23 protein-coding genes are annotated in these 20,295 nt (G+C 27.7%); 5 read left to right on the top strand and 18 right to left on the bottom strand.

Going from position 1 to position 20,295, the window contains the following annotated elements; translation table 11 throughout:
• Positions 1-37: 37 nt before the first annotated feature.
• From HZY83_RS02805 to HZY83_RS02795, 3 genes are all read right to left on the bottom strand, one after another.
• Positions 38-271, bottom strand: a complete 234-nt coding sequence (locus tag HZY83_RS02805; RefSeq protein WP_179942557.1) for a hypothetical protein — start codon at positions 269-271, stop codon at positions 38-40.
• Positions 272-375: 104 nt separating this feature from the next.
• Positions 376-570 (bottom strand): hypothetical protein, encoded by a 195-nt coding sequence (locus tag HZY83_RS02800; RefSeq protein WP_179942556.1) that lies wholly within the window; start codon positions 568-570, stop codon positions 376-378.
• Between the two features lie 310 nt (positions 571-880).
• Complete coding sequence (locus HZY83_RS02795; protein WP_179942555.1) at positions 881-1,513, bottom strand: hypothetical protein; 633 nt, start codon at positions 1,511-1,513, stop codon at positions 881-883.
• 230 nt (positions 1,514-1,743) lie between these two features.
• Here HZY83_RS02795 and HZY83_RS02790 point away from each other — a divergent pair, with 230 nt between their 5' ends.
• On the top strand, positions 1,744-3,012 hold the full coding sequence (locus tag HZY83_RS02790) for a hydroxymethylglutaryl-CoA reductase, degradative (RefSeq protein ID WP_179942554.1): 1,269 nt from the start codon (positions 1,744-1,746) through the stop codon (positions 3,010-3,012).
• Between the two features lie 187 nt (positions 3,013-3,199).
• Here HZY83_RS02790 and HZY83_RS02785 read toward each other — a convergent pair whose 3' ends face one another.
• From HZY83_RS02785 to HZY83_RS02755, 7 genes are all read right to left on the bottom strand, one after another.
• A complete protein-coding gene (locus HZY83_RS02785; protein ID WP_179942553.1) occupies positions 3,200-3,409 on the bottom strand; it encodes a hypothetical protein in 210 nt (69 codons plus the stop codon).
• Between the two features lie 694 nt (positions 3,410-4,103).
• On the bottom strand, positions 4,104-4,592 hold the full coding sequence (locus HZY83_RS02780; RefSeq protein WP_179942552.1) for an aminoacyl-tRNA deacylase: 489 nt from the start codon (positions 4,590-4,592) through the stop codon (positions 4,104-4,106).
• Positions 4,593-4,602: 10 nt separating this feature from the next.
• Complete coding sequence (locus HZY83_RS02775; protein ID WP_179942551.1) at positions 4,603-6,471, bottom strand: polysaccharide biosynthesis protein; 1,869 nt, start codon at positions 6,469-6,471, stop codon at positions 4,603-4,605.
• Between the two features lie 568 nt (positions 6,472-7,039).
• Positions 7,040-7,345, bottom strand: a complete 306-nt coding sequence (locus tag HZY83_RS02770) for a PTS sugar transporter subunit IIABC (protein ID WP_228098447.1) — start codon at positions 7,343-7,345, stop codon at positions 7,040-7,042.
• Positions 7,346-7,364: 19 nt separating this feature from the next.
• A complete protein-coding gene (locus tag HZY83_RS02765) occupies positions 7,365-8,282 on the bottom strand; it encodes a 1-phosphofructokinase family hexose kinase (protein WP_179942550.1) in 918 nt (305 codons plus the stop codon).
• The gene (locus tag HZY83_RS02760) at positions 8,282-9,031 is read right to left on the bottom strand and encodes a DeoR/GlpR family DNA-binding transcription regulator (protein ID WP_218925318.1); all 750 of its coding nucleotides are present in this window, start codon (positions 9,029-9,031) and stop codon (positions 8,282-8,284) included. The genes HZY83_RS02765 and HZY83_RS02760 overlap by 1 nt, the downstream gene beginning before the upstream one ends.
• 313 nt (positions 9,032-9,344) lie before the next feature.
• Complete coding sequence (locus HZY83_RS02755) at positions 9,345-9,488, bottom strand: hypothetical protein (protein WP_179942549.1); 144 nt, start codon at positions 9,486-9,488, stop codon at positions 9,345-9,347.
• Positions 9,489-9,848: 360 nt separating this feature from the next.
• On the opposite strand from HZY83_RS02755, the gene HZY83_RS02750 reads away from it, so the two are divergent.
• A complete protein-coding gene (locus HZY83_RS02750) occupies positions 9,849-10,487 on the top strand; it encodes a DUF805 domain-containing protein (protein ID WP_179942548.1) in 639 nt (212 codons plus the stop codon).
• Positions 10,488-10,703: 216 nt separating this feature from the next.
• Here the strand turns inward: HZY83_RS02750 and HZY83_RS02745 are convergent, their stop codons facing one another.
• The 7 genes from HZY83_RS02745 to HZY83_RS02715 form a co-directional block, all read right to left on the bottom strand.
• Positions 10,704-11,759 carry an LLM class flavin-dependent oxidoreductase gene (locus HZY83_RS02745; RefSeq protein WP_179942547.1) on the bottom strand — a complete coding sequence of 352 codons (1,056 nt, stop codon included), beginning with the start codon at positions 11,757-11,759 and terminating at the stop codon, positions 10,704-10,706.
• 151 nt (positions 11,760-11,910) lie between these two features.
• Positions 11,911-12,450, bottom strand: coding sequence for a DUF924 family protein (locus HZY83_RS02740; protein ID WP_179942546.1), 540 nt, complete (start codon positions 12,448-12,450; stop codon positions 11,911-11,913).
• Positions 12,451-12,669: 219 nt separating this feature from the next.
• The gene (locus HZY83_RS02735) at positions 12,670-13,821 is read right to left on the bottom strand and encodes a CD0519/CD1768 family membrane protein (RefSeq protein ID WP_179942545.1); all 1,152 of its coding nucleotides are present in this window, start codon (positions 13,819-13,821) and stop codon (positions 12,670-12,672) included.
• Between the two features lie 162 nt (positions 13,822-13,983).
• Positions 13,984-14,673: an SH3 domain-containing protein gene (locus tag HZY83_RS02730; protein ID WP_179942544.1), complete on the bottom strand. Its 690-nt coding sequence runs from the start codon at positions 14,671-14,673 to the stop codon at positions 13,984-13,986.
• Positions 14,663-14,839, bottom strand: coding sequence for a hypothetical protein (locus HZY83_RS02725; protein ID WP_179942543.1), 177 nt, complete (start codon positions 14,837-14,839; stop codon positions 14,663-14,665). The genes HZY83_RS02730 and HZY83_RS02725 overlap by 11 nt, the downstream gene beginning before the upstream one ends.
• Before the next feature lie 147 nt (positions 14,840-14,986).
• On the bottom strand, positions 14,987-15,199 hold the full coding sequence (locus tag HZY83_RS02720) for a DUF2922 domain-containing protein (RefSeq protein ID WP_179942542.1): 213 nt from the start codon (positions 15,197-15,199) through the stop codon (positions 14,987-14,989).
• 14 nt (positions 15,200-15,213) lie between these two features.
• Complete coding sequence (locus HZY83_RS02715; protein ID WP_179942541.1) at positions 15,214-15,408, bottom strand: DUF1659 domain-containing protein; 195 nt, start codon at positions 15,406-15,408, stop codon at positions 15,214-15,216.
• Between the two features lie 191 nt (positions 15,409-15,599).
• On the opposite strand from HZY83_RS02715, the gene cdaA reads away from it, so the two are divergent.
• From cdaA to HZY83_RS02700, 3 genes are read left to right on the top strand one after another with little or no spacing between them, the layout of a single operon-like run.
• Positions 15,600-16,412 carry a diadenylate cyclase CdaA gene (gene cdaA / locus HZY83_RS02710; RefSeq protein WP_179942540.1) on the top strand — a complete coding sequence of 271 codons (813 nt, stop codon included), beginning with the start codon at positions 15,600-15,602 and terminating at the stop codon, positions 16,410-16,412.
• The gene (locus HZY83_RS02705) at positions 16,412-17,365 is read left to right on the top strand and encodes a CdaR family protein (RefSeq protein WP_179942539.1); all 954 of its coding nucleotides are present in this window, start codon (positions 16,412-16,414) and stop codon (positions 17,363-17,365) included. The genes cdaA and HZY83_RS02705 overlap by 1 nt, the downstream gene beginning before the upstream one ends.
• Positions 17,366-17,393: 28 nt before the next feature.
• Entirely contained in the window at positions 17,394-17,645 is a 252-nt protein-coding gene (locus tag HZY83_RS02700; protein WP_179942538.1) for a hypothetical protein, read from the top strand.
• Positions 17,646-17,701: 56 nt separating this feature from the next.
• Here the strand turns inward: HZY83_RS02700 and HZY83_RS08555 are convergent, their stop codons facing one another.
• Positions 17,702-20,077 (bottom strand): Cna B-type domain-containing protein, encoded by a 2,376-nt coding sequence (locus HZY83_RS08555; RefSeq protein ID WP_218925317.1) that lies wholly within the window; start codon positions 20,075-20,077, stop codon positions 17,702-17,704.
• Positions 20,078-20,295: the final 218 nt, after the last annotated feature.

Genomic DNA, 20,295 nt, shown 5'->3' with positions numbered 1-20,295 from the left:
ATAAATTTATTATTTTGTATATAAAAGAAAAAGACGACTATTGGTCGTCTTTTTCTTTTATATTAAGAATAATTATCTGAACTATCGTTATTATAATACCCGACAAAAAAACTAGAATTACAATTTTTGTTAAATAAGTCATGTGAGATTGTGTAATAGGTATTTTCAATATATGTATATATCTTGTATCTATGTAACTCCATATAGATATAATTAATACAAATACTACCGTTTGTATAAGGTTTCTTGTTATAAGTTTTTTATGCTCCATAATTTTTCTCCTTAATTTTCTTCTTCCCAATAAACACAACTACCATATCTAACTTTGGTTATAACATAAAATCATTGATTAATATATCACTATAAAATTAAAAGCTAACTAATTATTAATTTTTTATTTAGTATTGTATAGTTATACACAAAAGATTTTACAAGATTTTTTATAACTTCTTCATTCATATATCTTACTTTGCTAAAATGTTTTTTTGTAATATTAATTAAATAACTAGGATTTACAATTATTTGTTCCAACTCATTTATATCTAAATTTTTAGTTTCTTGCAAATACATTGAAAATAAATCCTCTATTTCTTCACTGTTTAATCCTATATTTATACAATTTAAGTAAAATGAAATTTCTTTGCCCTATTTTTTAAAATACTCATTAATTTCATTAAGAACTTGTTTTAACAAAGAAATTTCATTGTACAAATTTTCATTACTAATCATTTTATATGCTCCCTTAATTTTTAGATTTTAAAGAAAAAGTCGTCTAGTTACCGCATTTTGTAAAATTTTTTAAGCTGGGTTAATGATTTACAACAGATAATAAACTATCTGTCATTAAATTTCTCCTAATAATTAACGTAAAGGCTAAATTTTAAATTATTTCATTATCATCTGAAACATTGAATTTCATTACAATAATACTATCATTATAAATCATTCTATCTTTAAATACTTTTGCATATTCCTCAAAAAATTGTTTTTCTTCTTCGGATAAATTTTTATTTTTTATAATAATCTTTCCGTAAATGTCAAATTTTTTGTTATCATTTATTTTTAATGACACATCATTATATAAGACATCTAATTTTGGAGATATATTTACTGTTTTGTAAACTAATAGTATATTATCAAAATTGGTAAAATCGTTACTTGTACTAACCTTATTAATATCTATCTTAACGAAATCACCTACATTATAAAGAATCTTCTGATTATATAATTTATCTCCTATATGCTTATAAATATAATCTTCATTTTTGCGGTAAAACAAATGTTCTCTTTCGTTACTAGAATGCTCTTGATATAAATTAATTGCGTCATATTTTTTTATACTATTTAATTCTTTTTTACTAGTTATCTCATAAGAATCCATTGTCCTATCAAATGCAGAACTACCTATTTGTTCATTAATCTTCTCCATTTTATCATCTTTCGTATTAGCACAGCCTATTACGAAAAGTGCTGTAAGCATCAAAGTTAATAATTTAAGTTTTTTAGTATACATAATTTCCTCCCTTATTATAATTAATTATCTATAATTAAATACACCCACTTAAAAATTATTTCCACTTGTAGTATATCACATTTCAACAAATTAACCAAACACTATGATAAGGTTTACAAATTGATTAAAACTAGTTTTTATTTAATAATAAATTAAAAGATAAAAATGGAAATATAATTATTTATATGATAGTATTATAGTAAAAGAAATTTATTTAAGGATAAGATACTATGACATTTTCCAATTTTTATAAAAAAACTAGAGAAGACCGTATTAATATTTTAAAAGAAGAACAAATAATATCTAACGAAAGTGCAGACAAATTATTAAATAATCAAACGCTAGATGTTAATATAGCAGGAAAAATGGCGGAAAATCATATAGGAACGTTTGCTCTACCATTTGGAGTTGTTAATAACTTTATTGTAAACAATAAGCCTTATACTATTCCTATGGTAACAGAAGAACCATCAGTAATAGCTGCTTGTAATAATGCAGCCAAAACAATAGGAAAATCTGGAGGATTTAGCGCAGATATACTAGATAGAAAAATGATAGGACAGGTAGCACTATATGATGTAGAAAATATAGATTTAGCTTTAGAAAACCTACAACGAGAAGGAACCTCACTATTAAAACTTGCGAATGAAGCCCACCCATCAATAGTTAAACGTGGAGGCGGAGCTTGTGATATTTCTCACGAAATTATTAATTTTGAAGACACTTCATTTTTGGTAGTATATTTAACCGTTGATGTTAAAGAGGCTATGGGAGCTAACATTCTAAACACTATGCTTGAAGCCATAAAACCTACTCTTGAAACTTTGACTAACGGTACTGCTTTGATGGGGATATTATCTAATTATGCTACTAAGTCGTTGGTAAAAGCAACTTGTACTATTGATGTTTCTACACTTAATAAAGATATATTAGAAGCTAGAAATATAGCACACAAAATATCTCTAGCTAGCAAGTTAGCACAAGCTGATGTATATAGAGCTACTACTCACAATAAAGGAATTTTTAACGGAATTGATGCTATTGTAATTGCTAGTGGAAATGATTGGCGAGCTGTAGAAGCTGCTTGCCACGCTTACGCAGTTAAAGATAACAAGTATCGTGGACTAGCTACTTGGAATTTTGATAAAAATAGCGATAAACTAAACGGCGAGCTAACATTACCTATGCCCGTAGCTAGTGTTGGTGGATCTATAGGTTTAAACGACACTGTAAAAATTGCACACGAAATTATGAATAACCCCGATGCAAAAACATTGGCAACTATAATAGTATCCGTAGGTTTAGCACAAAATTTCGCTGCATTAAAGGCATTAGTCAGTGTAGGAATACAACAAGGGCATATGAAACTTCACGCAAAATCATTAGCAATGCTTGCTGGAGCTAATGAAAGTGAGGCTGATATTGTCGCAAAAAAACTAACGCAAGAAAAACATATAAATTTAGCAACAGCACAACAAATATTAGAAACAATAAGATAATTTATAACTTAATTATTAGTTATTCAAATAAAAAAACTCTCGCCTATTTATTGACGAGAGTTTTGTTGTTACCACTTAAAAGTTATTGTTTAAGTTGGAAATAGAGATTCTACAAACATTATAGTTATTCATTCTAATAACAACGTACATTTAACATATTATAAGTGTTACTTATTGATATATAACCTTATTTCCTTTTTCTACTAAGCGCTAATTCTTTCTTTTTGTAATTATATATCCACACAGCTCCGTAAAATACTGATATAGAAATTAATATTGATACAAAATTTGTTAAGTTAGATATAAATTGCAAGTAGTAAAACCCTGCTAAAATCGAACCTACTACAAGCAAATAATGAAGTAAAGTAGCTATTTGCCAATTGAATTTAACATACAATTTATCTGCATAATACTGTACTATTCCTATAACAAGAAACGTCAATGCTAAATTGTATACAGACTTTTATTAGCAGTAAATGAACTTGGTAAATAACTTGTTGAATCACTTAAATAATAATTCATTAGAATAAACAGAAACCCCATTATTTCAATATTTAATATATAAATTAAAAATTCTTTTATTTTTTTCATATTATGTCCTACTTTTTAAATTTTTATTTTATATAATCAATAAAATTAACATCCGTATTAATCATAAAAAACAATTACAAAGTATATATTTCAAATTTAAATCTTTTAAATTAATTATAGTTAGTAGGCAATATATTATCATATATTGAATTAAAATGTTTAGTAAGAATTATCTTGTATTACTAACTAATTTATATTAGCATCTTTTTATTAAAAGTATCTGAAACCAATATATTTACTTGATTATAGCACTCGTCGTCATCTTTATCAAATAATATTTTATAATATTTAGATTTTTCTCTTATTTTAATAAATATTACACTTAAATATCTCTATTTTCTGAAAATTTTCATTCTTCTATAATTTATTTCCTTATCTTATAATAATTATTTTGATAATCACTTACTATAAGATTATATTGTTTGCATTATACAAAAAAACTTATCCTAAAACGTTAGGATAAGTTTTTTATTAAATTACTACTTTCTAATTATAATATTTTATTTTGTAATATCTACTACTTTAGCAGATATTAATTCTTCTAATACTTTAGGTTTTACTTCTATTTGATGTCCTACTTTTCCTGCTGATATTATTATCGTTTCTACATCTTGACTTTTTATATCAACAAAAGTTGGAAAAGTTTTTTTCATAGCAAAAGGTGAACATCCTCCTTTTTCATAACCTGTAGTAACAGTTAAATCTTTTAACGGTAGCATACTTAATGATTTCACACCTGCTTCTTTAGCTAATTTTTTGAAATCAATACTATCTTCACTCATAACTACTGCCACAAAATTATTACCTTTACCGTCAGTAGTTAATATAGTCTTAAAGACTTGATTATGATTTTTTCCTATAATATCTGCAACTCCTACACCTGTTCTTGCAGCCTCACTATCTGCTGCAAAACTATAATGATTATAATTTATACTGTTATCATCTAATAAACGCATAGCATTTGTTTTTATTTCTTTTTTCTTAGCCATAATTACCTCTCTAGCCGTTATATTCTCCAATTATTTCAAAAAGATACATTTTTATTTCTTCGGGACTATTATTATGTACCATTTCTTCTAGCTTAATTAATTTTTCATTTAATTTGTTTTCGTCTATATTAAGAGTTGTATTTTTAAATATCATCTCATTATTAGTTTTTTCACTATTTTCATAGTCAAGAGATAATTCTTCAAACATTTTTTCTCCTGGTCTAAGCCCTATTTCTTTTATATCGATATCTCTGTAAGGTTCTAGCCCCGAAAGTTTTATTAAGTTCTGCGCTAAATCAATTATTTTTACAGGTTCTCCCATATCTAATAAAAATATTTCCCCTTTGCTAGCATAATAACCTGCTTGCAACACTAATTGAGCCGCTTCCGGAATTGTCATAAAGTAACGAATAATATTTCTATGTGTAATAGTTATAGGTCCACCCTTCTTTATCTGCTCTTTAAAGATAGGGATGACTGATCCGTTAGATCCCAAGACGTTACCAAAGCGTACTGCAGCAAATTTTGTTTTATATTTATTAGCTTTTGATTGTAATATTATCTCTGTAAGACGTTTTGAAGCTCCCATAGCGTTAGTAGGATTAACTGCTTTGTCAGTAGAAATCATAATAAATCTTTCTACGTTATTAGTTATAGAAATATCCATAACATTTTTTGTTCCAAAAACATTATTTTTGATAGCTTCCTGTGGTCTTCTTTCCATAAGCGGTACGTGCTTATGCGCTGCTGCATGAAAGACTACATCAGGCTTATATTTATCAAAAATTTGTTCTAAAGCCTCTTTATCTCGAATACTTGCTATTTCTGATATATAAGATACTTCTTCAAATGATTTATCTTGATTTTTCTTAAAATCAAAATCGCGCTCTAACATATATAGGGCGTTCTCATTTACATCTAGCAGAACGATATTTTTCGGTCTAAAGTTAAAAATTTCTCTAGCTAATTGGCTTCCTATTGATCCTCCTGCTCCTGTAATTAAAATATTTTTACCATAAATATAAGCATTTATCTCATCTTGCTCAAGATCTGCTACTCCTCTACCCAACAAATCTTCTATAGAAACATCATCTATATGATTAGTGATACTCTCTCCCTCAACGAGAGAAAGTCCTGATTTCATTACTTTTACTTGAATATTGTTACATTCTTTTAAAATATTCAATATTCTATTTTTATCAATATTAGATATTGATGGAATAGCCAAAAATACTAACTTTATACTATATTTATCAATTATTCTTTTTATATCATAAGTATTTCCTAAAACCGATAACCCGCTAATAACAGAGTTAGTTCTATTATCGTCTATAAATCCTACAACATTAGCTTTAAATTTATTGTTTTTATCAAGTTCTTTCATTAGAACATATCCTGCATCTCCAGCACCAATAATCAACGTATTTTTGTAATGATCATATTTGTGTCTACTACTTTCTCTTAACGCTCTATAAAATACTCTTACCGACATCATACTCGTAATAATTAACAACGGAGAAAATATCGAAAATCGCAGGTTAGAAAATGTACTAGGAAAAATCAGATTGTATACAATTATACATATAAAATTAGCTACTAATACTGACATACATATATTAATAATTTCTTTGACACCTATATACGACCAAAGAGCTTTATTAATTCCTATCAATCGAAAAATTACAGTATAGGTTAATATAGATATAAGAACAAAAATTAAAATTTTATCACTATACTGCTTAAGCATTTCTATAGGATACATAGATCTATCCAAAAAGATCGCTAACATAGTACCTATAAAAACGGCACTTAAATCTAAAAGCATTATTAATAAAAATCTATGTTTTAAATAAATTTTAGAATTAAATAATTTATCCATACTATCTCCTCAATATAATTTAACATAATAAAATTGTATCACAATAGAATATATTGTTCAAATTATCATTAAAACTTATTTACAAGTTATTTTCTTATTACTTTCAATTTATGTGATATGTTTTAGTTGTAAATGAGATTTTTTAACATATAACCTAACTGCAAAATAAATTGCAAACCTGGAGGATAATACTATTAACACATATTTAAGTAACAAAAATATAGAAATTATTTCAATAACATTATCATTAATAGTATTTTATGAAATTGTAGTTCCTTTTTTAAAAAATAAATTCAAAATAGATATATCTATTAAAGGATTAATAAAAAGTTTAACAAAGATAAAATATGACTAATTAGTCGTCTTTTATTCATTTACTTCAAAATGAATATACAAATTTTAAATTCTGTTCATTAATATATCTAACTTTTCTGTTAATTTTCATAATAATTTTTTCTCATAGCCTTCTTATAAACTTATAACTATAATTTATTCACCAAAAATAAAAAGACAAGATTAGTCAACTTCTAATTTTATCTTTCTTAAAAATATTTAATAATAGTTTATACTATTTTTTATTATTTGTTTTTAAAGATACCATTAACAATAATGCTCCCACTACTGTTCCTACTAATAACGCTAGTAGATACATTACTGGATTAGTTACACCTTTTGCTATTACTGCAAATATACCTCCGTGAGGAGCTTTAGAAACTACTCCAAACATCATACTAAGAGCTCCCGCAATACCACTAGCTACAAATAACGGTGGGATAACTCTAACGGTAGTTAACTTATCTAAAGCTTCTTTTTTATCATTAGCCTCAAAATTAAATTGAGATAAATCATATTTGATTAATGAAGTTAATTTCATAATATTCTCCTTATATATTTTATTTTATTTTTTGTATTTTTAGTTGCGTTACTAATTGATTAATTAAATCTTTACTTCCTACTCCGACAAAAAATGATGTTGCTCCCCCCGCTGCTGAAGCATATTTTAACGCTTCTTTGTAATCCTTCGTATCATCATATCTACTTACAAACATAGCCAACATACTATCACCTGCTGCAACAGTAGAAACAACATCTCCTTTGGTTACACCTACACTAAATACTTCACCTTCTTCAGTAATAAGTAATGCTCCATCACCACCTCGTGATACTAAAACATTTCTAGCTCCTAAATCTTGTAATTTTTTAGCATAAAGTAAAATATCTTCTATACCGTTAATCTCTACACCAAACATTTCTCCTAATTCAAATTCATTAGGTTTTACGACAAAAGGTCTGTACTTCAATGTTTCTAATACCAAATCTTTATTGCTATCCACTACCAAAGTAGCACCTTTTTTAGTTACCTCTTCTGCAATGTGTACAAAATCTGATGTTGTCATTCCTGATATGATATTTCCTGATAAGAAAACAGTATCCTCTTCTGTTAAACTTCCTAGAGTTTTATGAAATTCAGCAATATCTTCTTTGGTTACTGTACTGCTTTGTCCGTTAATTTCTGTTTCTGTGTCAGTAGTCAATTTTATATTAATTCTAGTGTTACCTTTTGTTTCTACAAAATTTGTAACTACATTTAATTTTTTTAACTCTTCTTTTATGTACTGTCCTGTAAATCCAGCAATAAAACCTAAAGCTACCGTATCTTTTTCTACATTTTTTAATAACATAGAAATATTTATACCTTTTCCTCCTACCACATAAACCGCTTCTTCTGTTCTATTTAATTTACCTAAAGAAAAATTATTAGATTTTGTAAGCATATCTACAGCTGGATTTAAGGTTACTGTATAATACATTAATTATCCTCCTTTTTTATCTCTATAATATTGTAATAATTTTTAAAATCATCTGGTACAGTATAAGAAATAATAGTTGCGTCATCTAAGTCAGCAAACTTTTGAAACTTTCTATACCCGAATTTAGAAACATCAGCCAAAATATATTTTTTCTTACTATTACTTAACGCTTGCTTTTTCAAATAAGCTTCTTGTTCATCAGCAGTAGAAATTCCAAAATTATGATCTATCCCATTGCATCCTATAAAACAAGCATCAAAACTATATTTAGAAAGTTGTTCAAGAGCAAAAGCTCCAACTACAGCTTGTGTAGAATGTTTAACTATACCTCCTAAAATTATAGTATATATTTTAAAAGCACTTAATTTTCTTAGATGATAAACAGAATTTGTAACAACTGTTATTTTCTTATCTTTCAAATAATCTATCATATCGTAAGTTGATGTTCCTACATCTAAATAAATGGTTTGTCCATTAGCAATTACATTATCACTAACATATTTAGCGACATTTTGTTTATCTAATACGTACTCACCTTTCTTACTGTCAAAGGTCGATTCCACTCCTCTAGTAGAGCTTCTCTTGGCAGCACCACCATGAGTTCTATAAATAAAATTTTTGTCCTCTAAATATGCTAAATCTCGTCTTATTGTAGCTTCTGATACACCACATATTAATACTAGTTCTTGTAGAGTGACTATATTTTTATCATTTACTATAGATAGAATATTTTTCTGTCTTGTGTTCATAATGTATCTCCTTAACAATTATAAATTATATATTAACTCTCTGATTGTTTCAATCATTTTATTGTTATTTGTGGGTAAACAATCAATTATTTTGTATTTTTTGATCGTTTTGTAGCTTTTTTCTAATCGTTTTGCAAATTTAAATATTTAATTGTTCATAATAATTTCTTTATTTAACTTTGACAGCGTTTACAATTTTATATTATAATTATTTTAGAATGGAGGAATATATTATGATTAATTAACGAAATAAATACTTAACATTTGACCAAACTATATCTGACTTCTTTGAAGGTTATGCTGATTTTAAAGATTATACATCTCGTAAAGGATATTGGATACCTACAATAATTATTGTAGTATTATTATCTGTAATAAATATAATCATACTAAATAACTTATGAGGATTTCTTTTAGCAAATTTTATTTTTACTTTACTATTCGCTATACCTTTCATAGCTATTTTTGTTAGAAGACTTAGAGATATAGGATTAACTAAATTATGCTATAATTATTACCTTTATACTTCACATTACAGCACAAGTCAATAAAATCAATGGATATGCAGAAAGTCTCACATCAATAATAATCATATTTATATTTATTCTAATGTTATTACCTAGTAATTTCTTGCTAACAAGTAGCGAAAATAAAATATTACTATTCTTTTTTAGACAAAAACACAAAAATAATTAACTTCATAAAACATTTAGTAAGGCTATATATACTAATATAAAATCCTCTTTATACTTACCATTGACAAGATAATATATTTGTTTTATATTATTATTTAGAATTAATTTTATAGGAGGTTTTTATGATTGATCAAAGAAATAAAGAAATAACTTACAAACAATCTATAAGTGACTATTTTAATGGTTACGTAAACTTTTATGGCTACACTTCTCGTAGAGGTTTTTGGATGCCAACAGGGACAATAATAGCATTAGCTTTTATTTTAATAATTATATTTTTAGGAGACTTTATATATACAGTTTATAATACTTCTTTTTGGGCTCCTGATTATGTCAGTAAATTATTAAGATCTTCACTTATAGGTCTTTTAATTTTAATGGTTTTTAGTTTTACATTATTCTTACCTAGTCTTACGTTGTTGTTTAGAAGACTTAGAGATGTAGGATTATCAAATTGGGGAATTGGGGTTTCTATTATTGGATACCTAATAATAAACTCAACACCTTTCACTCTACTAGCAACAGCATATTCTATAGGATTATTTATAGTACTACCTTCACTAAATTCAAATATGTTAGTGACAAATAAAACAGATAGTTTCTCACAATTTTTCTTTAGAAAAGCTAGTAAAGAAGTTGTTTCTGAGGTTAGACAAGAAAACACTACAATTCAATCAGAAGAGGAAATTTCAAATCAACTTGAAAATGTAGGTAGCATTGACAATAATGCTCAAGAAGATTCTAACAATACAAATCAATAAAATATAAAAATACAGCTTTAATATCAAATAAGATAAATAAAGCTGTATTTTATTAATTTTCAACGTAAAATAACAATAAATTAATTTTAATATTTTTAAATCATAGATTTAATAAAAGCGTTAAATAAAAAGTCGTCTTATTGTTCTTTATAAATTATTATCATTATTTATAACTACAAAATAAAAAGGAGGTTTTATCCTCCTTTAATTTAACTATTATTTTGTTTGTTCTTTGTTAGCAAAATACTCTCGTACTATTGGTGCTACTTTTGTTCCAAACAATTCTATAGCTTTCATAGTATCTTCGTGAGGGATTGATCCTATAGGTAAATGTATCATAAATCTATCTAATCCTAACTCTTCTACTATATAGATTATTTTTTTCGCTACATATTCTGGCGAACCTACAAACATCGCTCCATCTGGACCAACAGAATTCATATATTGCTCTTTAGTCAATGGTTGCCAGTGAGCTCTATCTTTGGCTATACTATCAACTAGGCATTTTGTAGGATGGAAATATTTATCAATAGCCTCTTTATGATCTTCTGCTATAAATCCCCAAGAATGTGCAGCAACTTTTAATTTTTCATCTGAGTGACCTTCATTCTTACCAAATTTTTTGTATAAATCGATTAATCGTTTAAAGTTCATAGGATTTCCACCTATAATTGCATACACGATAGGTAGTCCTTTTTTAGCGATTTTCAATGTGGATTCTATGTTTCCACCAGTAGCTACCCATATAGTATAATCTTCTTGTATCGCTCTAGGATAAACACCTTTGTTATCAATAGTCTGAGCATGTTTTCCGTCCCAACTTACTATTTCATTATCTTTAATTTCAAGTAACATATCTAGTTTTTCTTCAAACAATTCTTCGTAATCATTTAAATCATATCCAAACAACGGAAATGATTCTGTAAATGATCCGCGTCCTACCATTATTTCTGAACGCCCATTAGACAAAGCATCTACCGTTGCAAAATTTTGATACACTCTTACAGGATCATTAGAAGATAGAACTGTAACAGCACTAGATAAACGTATATTTTTTGTTTTTACAGCACCTGCTGCCAAGATGATCTCTGGAGCAGAAACTGCAAAATCTTCTCTATGATGCTCGCCTATAGAATAAATATCTAATCCAACTTTATCTGCTAACTCAATTTCTTCAATTATATTACGGATACGTTCATCGTGTGAAATTGGTTTTCCTGTATTTTCTAGAGGAGTCGTTTCTCCAAATGTACTTATTCCTAATTCTATCATAATAAAACCTTCTTTCTTTATAGTTATTACTAATTAGTAATATTATTTTAACATATATTTTTTATATTGCAAATATTTTTACTTAATAATTTCAAATATAAAAAAAGACACTAGTTATAAATTTAACTAATATCTCTTTTAATTATATAATTTAAAAACCTTTGTTATCTTTTAGGAATTCTAATTCTTCTGCAGTTGATATTCTTCCTAAAACTTCATTTCTGTGAGGATATCTTCCAAATCTATCTATAATTTCTTTATGTTTTAACTCAAAATCATAATTGTATTCTAATCCTTTTTCAGAATAAAGTTTAACTGCTTCTTTATGTATTTCTTTTGACTCTGAATGCATAAACGGTAAATATAGGAACGATTTTTCCACTGTTGTCAACTTATGAAAATCTTCTGCTTTAATAGCTTCTTGTGCTAGAACCAAAGCCACATTATCATAAGCAAAAGATTTAGGATTGTTACGAAACATATTACGAGAAAATTGATCAATAACTATAATTTCCGCTAAACGTCCATATATGTTATCTCTCCAATAAGATAACTCTCCGACTACAGCTTTTTGATGAATATCAAAAAATCTATTCTTTATCTCTTGATCAAAGTCGTCTGATTTTTTGAACCATAATTCTTTGTCCACTTCTTCAAACCAAAAGCATAAAACTTCTTGATACTTGTTCATAATAAAACCTCCAAAATTTATTATTAGAATTATAACATACATAATTAAAACATATAAACTCTTTTGTTTATATGTTTAATTTTAAAGTAATATTGTATTTTCTATATCGACAATAATAAAAGGATTGATTTTTTGTATAAACGTTAATCAATCCTAAATTAATAATTTACCAATAGTTATTTGTTTCAATAAACAAGTATATCTAATTTAATAATATGCTTAAACTATTAGAATGTATAGATAGTGGGCTATTATCCCTGCTAAAAGTCCACCTATAGTATGAGATATAATTGCTTTTGATGAAAGTTTACGAACTCCTAGAGCGTCCATCATTCCTATATGCGTACTCAAATATCCACTCCAACACATCCCCATAGCTGTAAATACCGCTATGTCATTTCCGCTGATAAGCCCTTTTTGTAAGAATGTTGGTACTAATGACATAGCTCCTCCAACAGCTCCTAACGAAGTTATAGGAAATGATATTGCTTCTGGTGAAGTAAAACCAAATAATGGCTCTAAAATAAATGATAACTTGTCTCCTAAATAAGGTAATAATGCAACTCCCTCGTATGCGGCTCCTGTGTAACCTTTGTCTGGCATTCCAAATGTAAGCATCATTACCATAGTACACACTATTAGTACCCCTGGTATAATAGCCATACCCAAGTCCACTCCTACTTTTCCGCCTTCAAGCAAAGTATCAAGAACTCGTTGGAACATATTACCTTCTCTTATTTCTCTAGTATTTAGAAGATCTTGATTTTCTTTATCTCCTTCTGTATAATCATCATCTGATTCAGCACCATAATATTTTCTAGTCTGCATTAACATAAGACGCACACTAAAAATACTTCCTATGATTGCCGCCACATTTCCTATTAGAGCTGCTTTCCAAAAACCTTCTCCTTGTGTCATCATAAACATTGTAACTACTAGACCCATTCCAAATGATGTACCTAAGTTACAAAGTGCAGGAATTTGATATTTTTTGAAATATACTGTAAATTTCTTATCTTTAGCGAATGGAATAATAGCTGGATTATCAGATAAATAAGTTGCTACCGCTCCTGTAACACTAGCTCCTGGCATTCCCCATAAAGGTTTCATCAATGGAGCAAAAACTTTATTAATTAATGCTATAACTCCAAATTCTGAAAGTAACATACTTATAGCTCCTGTTACTACTGCCATAGCCATAATAAAAAATACCGTATTAAGTAATAAATCGTGTGCCGTTGCCATCATCGTTTTGAACATATTGGCTACACCCATTTTATTACCTATAAAACCAAATATCAAAATTAATATTGCTAAAAACACAAAAGTTTCTGTACTTATCGCCTTCTTAGTCCGTATATCACCGTTCATAGTTATCCTCCTAATAATTATTGATGTAATACAGTTGCAATAATATTATACCATAAATAATACAGTTTGGCAAGTTAACCTTAAATCAAAGCTAATTATAAAAATAAATTATATACTCTGTATTATAAATGAACTAAGAAAGATTCAACTAACTAACTATTATTATTCAAATGTACCAAAATCTAATTGATTTCTACCTTTAACGAATCTACCCGTAGCAACATATCTTCTAAAACCTGTTCTTGATAAATAACTTATCCAAACGTAGCCTTCTGATATACAATATTTGTCGTAAAAAATAATACTACCTTCTCCATATTGTGCTACTATTTCACTAGATATACTAGGCTTGGACCTAACGTTTAATAAATCTACCGTTACTGTAAAATGACCGTTCTCGGCAATAAAATTGTAATTATAATATTCCTCACTGTCATCTTCAAAAGGTGGTCTAATAATACAAGCTAAGTTCTTATAATCTCTCTTTACTACTCTAGCAGGCCCACCTTTTGTTAAAGCATCTATATTACCGTCTACATTCTGTTCGACGCAAGTAATAAAATCTCCATCTACTTCTATAACTACTCCTATATGTCCCCAAGGCATAGTCATATACCAAACCACTATATCTCCAGGCAAAATTTCTATATCACCTTTTTGATATCTTTTAAATCCCTCTGGCAAACTGTTATGAAGGTAATCCATTGCATTACCTCTCATCATAACACCCCACATCTCTCCAACATAAGCCATTATTAAGTCTACACACTGCGCACCATAATATCCGTCCCAATCTATAGCCTTATCTACTTTATCCTTTATCCAATCACAAGAAGTTATTCTAGTTACCATAGCTATCTCCTTTTAGTTTTATAGATTCATTATTTCTTTCAATAATCTTTGTCAATTCTGATAAATTACTAGCAATTAATTTTAATGTTCCGTCCAACTTTAGCAAGAAAAACAATGCTACAAATATCGGAAACCCTATCTCATTAATAACGCTTACTACATCCATGTTTCTTTATTATAATTAGTCTAATTATTTTTATAAATATCCTAAATAACCTAGATATTTAATAAGAATTTGTATAGTCAACAATTAAGAATAAACATCTCTTTCATTGACTATACAAGAAATACTTAGCTAACTATATCCTTTCTATTAGTTTATAATAGTTTCTTCTCTAGTAACATAAGAAGCTTTTTTCAAGTCTTTCAAACTTCTTTTACTATTGTTCAAGATATTAGTAGTAATTAATTTACTAGCAGCTAAATTTATAGAATCTATATTCAAATTATCTTTAGGATTTCTAAATTTAACTCTGTAAGTTTTCTTATCCTCTGTGTTAAATGTTAATACTAAATTTTTCTCCATTTTAATTATACCTCCTATAGAACTTCTGTTGTCGTTAATGAATAACTTACTATATCATCTTTTATTAAGGTAGATAAAACTTCTCCTACCTCTTTTGCTACTGATTTATCTACATTTTTAGCTATATCAAAACCGTAGCTTTTAGTAACTTGCTTACCATTACTTTCTACTTCATAATTTAACTTCAATCTTTTTTGTTTTACTGTCATTATTTTTACCTCTTTTCTTATTTTTGTCTTTGGCCTCTGACATTAAATATATCGTTAAAATTTTGAATTTTTCCAAGTTTTTCATCTAAAATATTAATAAATTATGATATAATTATTGTTAAGAAAATGTTTTTATTAATCATAAAAGTTATTTTTCATAACTTTTCACTATATTTTAGAAAGGAACTATTATGATAGCTAATTATTTTTCAAATATAAGTTTGTTACAAGTGCTTATATCTATAGGTGATATTCTATTAGTTTGGCTTTTAGTTTATACCGGCTTACGTATTTTAATAGGTACAAGAGGTATTCAATTAGTTAAGGGTATTTTTGTTATTATATTCTTAAAAGTTGTTTTGAACATTATAGGATTCAAAACTATGAGTTATATTGTAGATCAATTAGTAACGTGGGGAGTTCTAGCTATCATAATAATCTTCCAACCAGAAATTAGAAGAACGTTAGAGCATCTTGGGAGATTTGATATAGGTAATATCCTTTTCAATAGAAACAATGATGATGCAAAACATAAAAATAAAGTTATTAATATGCTAACTTCATCTACTAGACATATGGCAAGGCGACGTATAGGTGCGTTAATAGTTTTGGAAAATAATACTGGACTTGACGAGTATGTTGAAAGAGGTATTGTTCTAAATTCAGAAATTAGCTCTGAACTTATTATTAACCTATTTATTCCAAATACTCCTCTTCATGACGGGGCAGTTATTATTAATAAAGATAAAATTAGATCAGCAAGCTCAATGTTACCCCTAACTGATAATAGAAATATTGATAGCAAATACGGAACACGCCACAGAGCCGCTATAGGTCTTTCAGAATTAACTGATGCTATAATTATTGTTGTTTCAGAAGAAACTGGGATTATTTCTGCTGTACACAATAACAAATTTGTTACTGATTTTACCGAAGAGAAATTAAAAGTTTATCTAGAAAAAAATTGGCTAGTAACTAACTCTAGTGTAGAGGAGGATAAATAATGAAAGAAAATAAAAATAGTCTAAAAATTATATCATTATTAATTGCTATTTTGTTATTTATTTCTGTTAACGATAATTTATCAGAAATATTCTCTAATCAAGCCAAATCTAATCACACTACTACTTGGATTAGAAATGTCCCTGTCGAAGTAAACTATGATAAAGAAAAATTTTATGTTTTAGGTATTCCTGACACTGTTGATGTTAAGATAACCGGCCCTGTAGCAAAGGTTCAAAAGGAATCTCTTGATAGAAAATTCAAAGTTAAACTAGATTTTAGTAAAATAAATGTTGGTGATGATCAAAAAATAAAAGTAGAAATAACAGATTTAGATAGCTCACTTGAAGCAGTTAGCGAACCAGAATTTGTAACAGCTTCTGTTAGAAATAGAATAACAAAAGAATTCTCTATAGTTCCGGTCATAAAAAATGAACGTTTATTATTAGGATATTCAGTAAGCGCAAAAACAGTATCTAATCCGACAGTTAAAATTTCTGGAGCAGAAGAAAGTATTAATAGTATCTATGAAGTTCGTGCAGAAAGTGATGTAAAAACAAAAATAAATTCTAATGTTAATGAAGAAGCTAAATTAGTAGCATATGATAGAAATTTCAACAAAATAGAAGATATAGATATGGAGCGTACAACTACAACTATAAATATTACAGTAGAGAGTATTGAAAAAACTCTTCCGGTTTCTGTTAATCAAATAGGAACTTTACCCGCAGGATATTCTTTGGAAAGTATAGATATTGTCCCTGAAAATGTTAATATAAGAACAGAAACAAAAGAAAGTTTAGCTACAATTAATGAAGTATTTGTAGATGTAGAATTATCTAACTTAACATCATCTGCAGAACTTAGCAATCTAAAAGTATACGCTAATACGTCAATACCTTATAGCCTTGATACAGCTACTGTAAAAGTTAACATAAAAATCAAAAAAAATTAAATACTGTATTTTGAGATAGGAGTACTTTATGGATAATAAGGAACAAAAAATTATTGTTATTAATGCAATATCTTCATTCTTTTCTATAGGGTTATTGGTAGGTGCATTTTTTGTAAAAGATGTTCAAATTAGAAAATATATAATTATTGCTGCATTAATAAGCTTAATTATACAAAAGATAATAGATATAGCTATTATTAAACAAACTAGAAAAGCAAGTATTGTTATATTAGTAGTTATCATTATATTATTAATATATTTTGCTCTATTTGTTAAGTAGAAAGAAAAAGCTATTATTAGGACAATATATCCTAATAATAGCTTTTTTGTGTGTAATTATTTATAAGATTTTCTTAGAACTACAATCATTGCTAACATTAATACAGACATTCCTAAACCGCTAGATCCTGAGCTAGCTTCCCCTGTTTTTGATAAGCTACTTTTCGGTTTTTCTGGAACATATTTATTTGTAATGTTATAACCGTTGATTTCTGTTGTGTATCCTTCAACTTTGTCTTCTGTTATTGTGTATGTTATTTCTTTTCCGTCTTTGTATTTTGGTAGGTTGGTAAATTCATATTTCCAGTTATCTTGTGAACTTACTTCTTTACTTTGAATTACTTCTCCGTTCGCTAGTAAGTTTACTTTGATTTTATCTGGGCGTTTTCCATCTTGGTTGTTGCCGTCTTCCCATGTTTTCTCTCCAGATATTTGTGTTACTTCTGGTGTATATTTGTTTGTTATGTTGTATCCGTTGATTTCTGTTGTGTATCCTTCAACTTTGTCTTCTGTTATTGTGTATGTTATTTCTTTTCCGTCTTTGTATTTTGGTAGGTTGGTAAATTCATATTTCCAGTTATCTTTTTCACTTACTTCTTTACTTTGAATTACTTCTCCATTCGCTAGTAAGTTTACTTTGATTTTATCTGGACGTTTCCCATCTTGGTTATTGCCGTCTTCCCAAGTTTTCTCTCCAGATATTTGTGTTACTTCTGGTGTATATTTGTTTGTTATGTTATAACCGTTGATTTCTGTTGTGTATCCTTCAACTTTGTCTTCTGTTATTGTGTATGTTATTTCTTTTCCGTCTCTATCAAATTTATCAAGTTCAGTGAAAATTCCTTTCCAATTATTAGCTTCATTTAAAACTAAAGTTTTCCCTTCAACTTTATTCCCATTAGCTAATAAATTAACAATAATTTCTGTTGGTCTTTTACCGTCTTGATTATTGTTATCTTCCCAAGATTTTGTTACAGGAATTTCGGTCTTAATACGTTTATTTTTTATAGTTTTTACTACTCCCTCTTTTCCTACCGTTACTTTAATTTGTTCTGTAATCTTTTCATATCCCGCAGGTGCTTCTATTTCTTCAATTATAAACTCGCCTTTACTCACTTCTTCTGATGAATAAATTTCCGAATACGCTCGACCATTTTCATCAGTAGTAATTATAGATGTTTGTCCACTAGGTGTCGTTATTTTAAACTTAGCTCCTGGTAACAAATCAGCAGTTTTTTCATCAGTTTTATATAAAATTATACGATAACCTGTATCTATAGTTATATTTCCTCCTTCAACAATTTTAGAACTTCTTGTTACTATATGCTCCGTCTTTGTAGTGTCTTTTCCAATGGTTAAAGGGGTTCCATCTCCTGTTACTTCTATTTTATTACCTACTATAGATCCATCAGCAGGAGATGTTGTTTTATAAAATACATTGTACGATGCCGGTTTCCCATTAATCAATCTCTTATTAGCTTTCAAAATAGTAAGCGTGTATTCTGTATAAGATTCATTATACTCTATTGTGTAATCGATATCTCTTTTTAATTCTGTACTATTTTGTAAATTTAATGAAGAGTCAAATGCTCCAGCTACTACAGAAAATTTCTCTGGAATATGTTGCATAGGAGCATACGAATCTAATATTTGATCTTTTAATACTATTTTATCATAAGAAGATTGATTAGTATTTACACGTAAAAACCAAGAATGAGCATATTCTCCTTTTTTACCTAAAATTTTAGAATCATAAGGATCTTTTGTATTTAATATACCACCAAATTTTATGAAATTTTCATTTTTTATTCCCTCTGTATAATCTGATTTTTCTCTTTTCAAAATTTTAATAGTATGATTAATAGGTTTTACAGTTTCTGATACCTTGTAATTAATTTCTTTTCTATCCATAATTTCACTACTATTAAAATCTGTATAGAAAGTTCCTTTAACATCTTGAACTTGTACTCCACCTTTTTTATTTAAATACTCATCTAAATTTTTTAATGTTACTCTTACAGTACCACCCTTTCTTTGCCCTAATGGATTTCTAGTTACAATCGCTGTACCAACTTCTAAATTTGTAGAGCTATCTATAAGTGGTACAGTTGCACCATCGTTCACATCAAATGGAGCTGGAATTGTGAAATTAAAGTAGTCACCATCATTTAATTTTCCATCATATTTTTTCAAATCAAAAGATACTTCATATCTATAAGATTTATTTTCATAAAGTTTATATTCTCCATTTGCATCTGGTGATAATGCTTTTCCTTCAGAAACATCAATAATATTAATTCCAGAAATTACATTTTTTAATTCTTTAGTTGCTGCCCCCTCATTAGCTTTTACTACACTTGATAAAGGGAATATAGTTGATAAAATCACTAAAAAAACAACCACTTGGCTAATTAGTTTTTGAATCAATTTCATGATTTCCTCCCAAAAAATATTGTTTTGCAATGTATAAAATATCTAAATTAATAGAACATAGCTTACCCTATTGTTATACATCAAAGTATATTTTATTAAGAAAAACACTGTATGTCAAGGAATTATAGACCACCTTAATTTAAATCAAATAAAAATATTTAATTATTATTAAATTAAACAATAAAAAGAGAAAAACCTATATATATATATATATATAG

It is taken from the genome of Gemella sp. GH3 (genome assembly GCF_013415425.1).
Lineage (GTDB): Bacteria > Bacillota > Bacilli > Staphylococcales > Gemellaceae > Gemelliphila.
The sequence above is the reverse complement of the archived record's forward strand: the minus strand, read 5'-3'. Positions and strand labels throughout refer to the sequence as shown.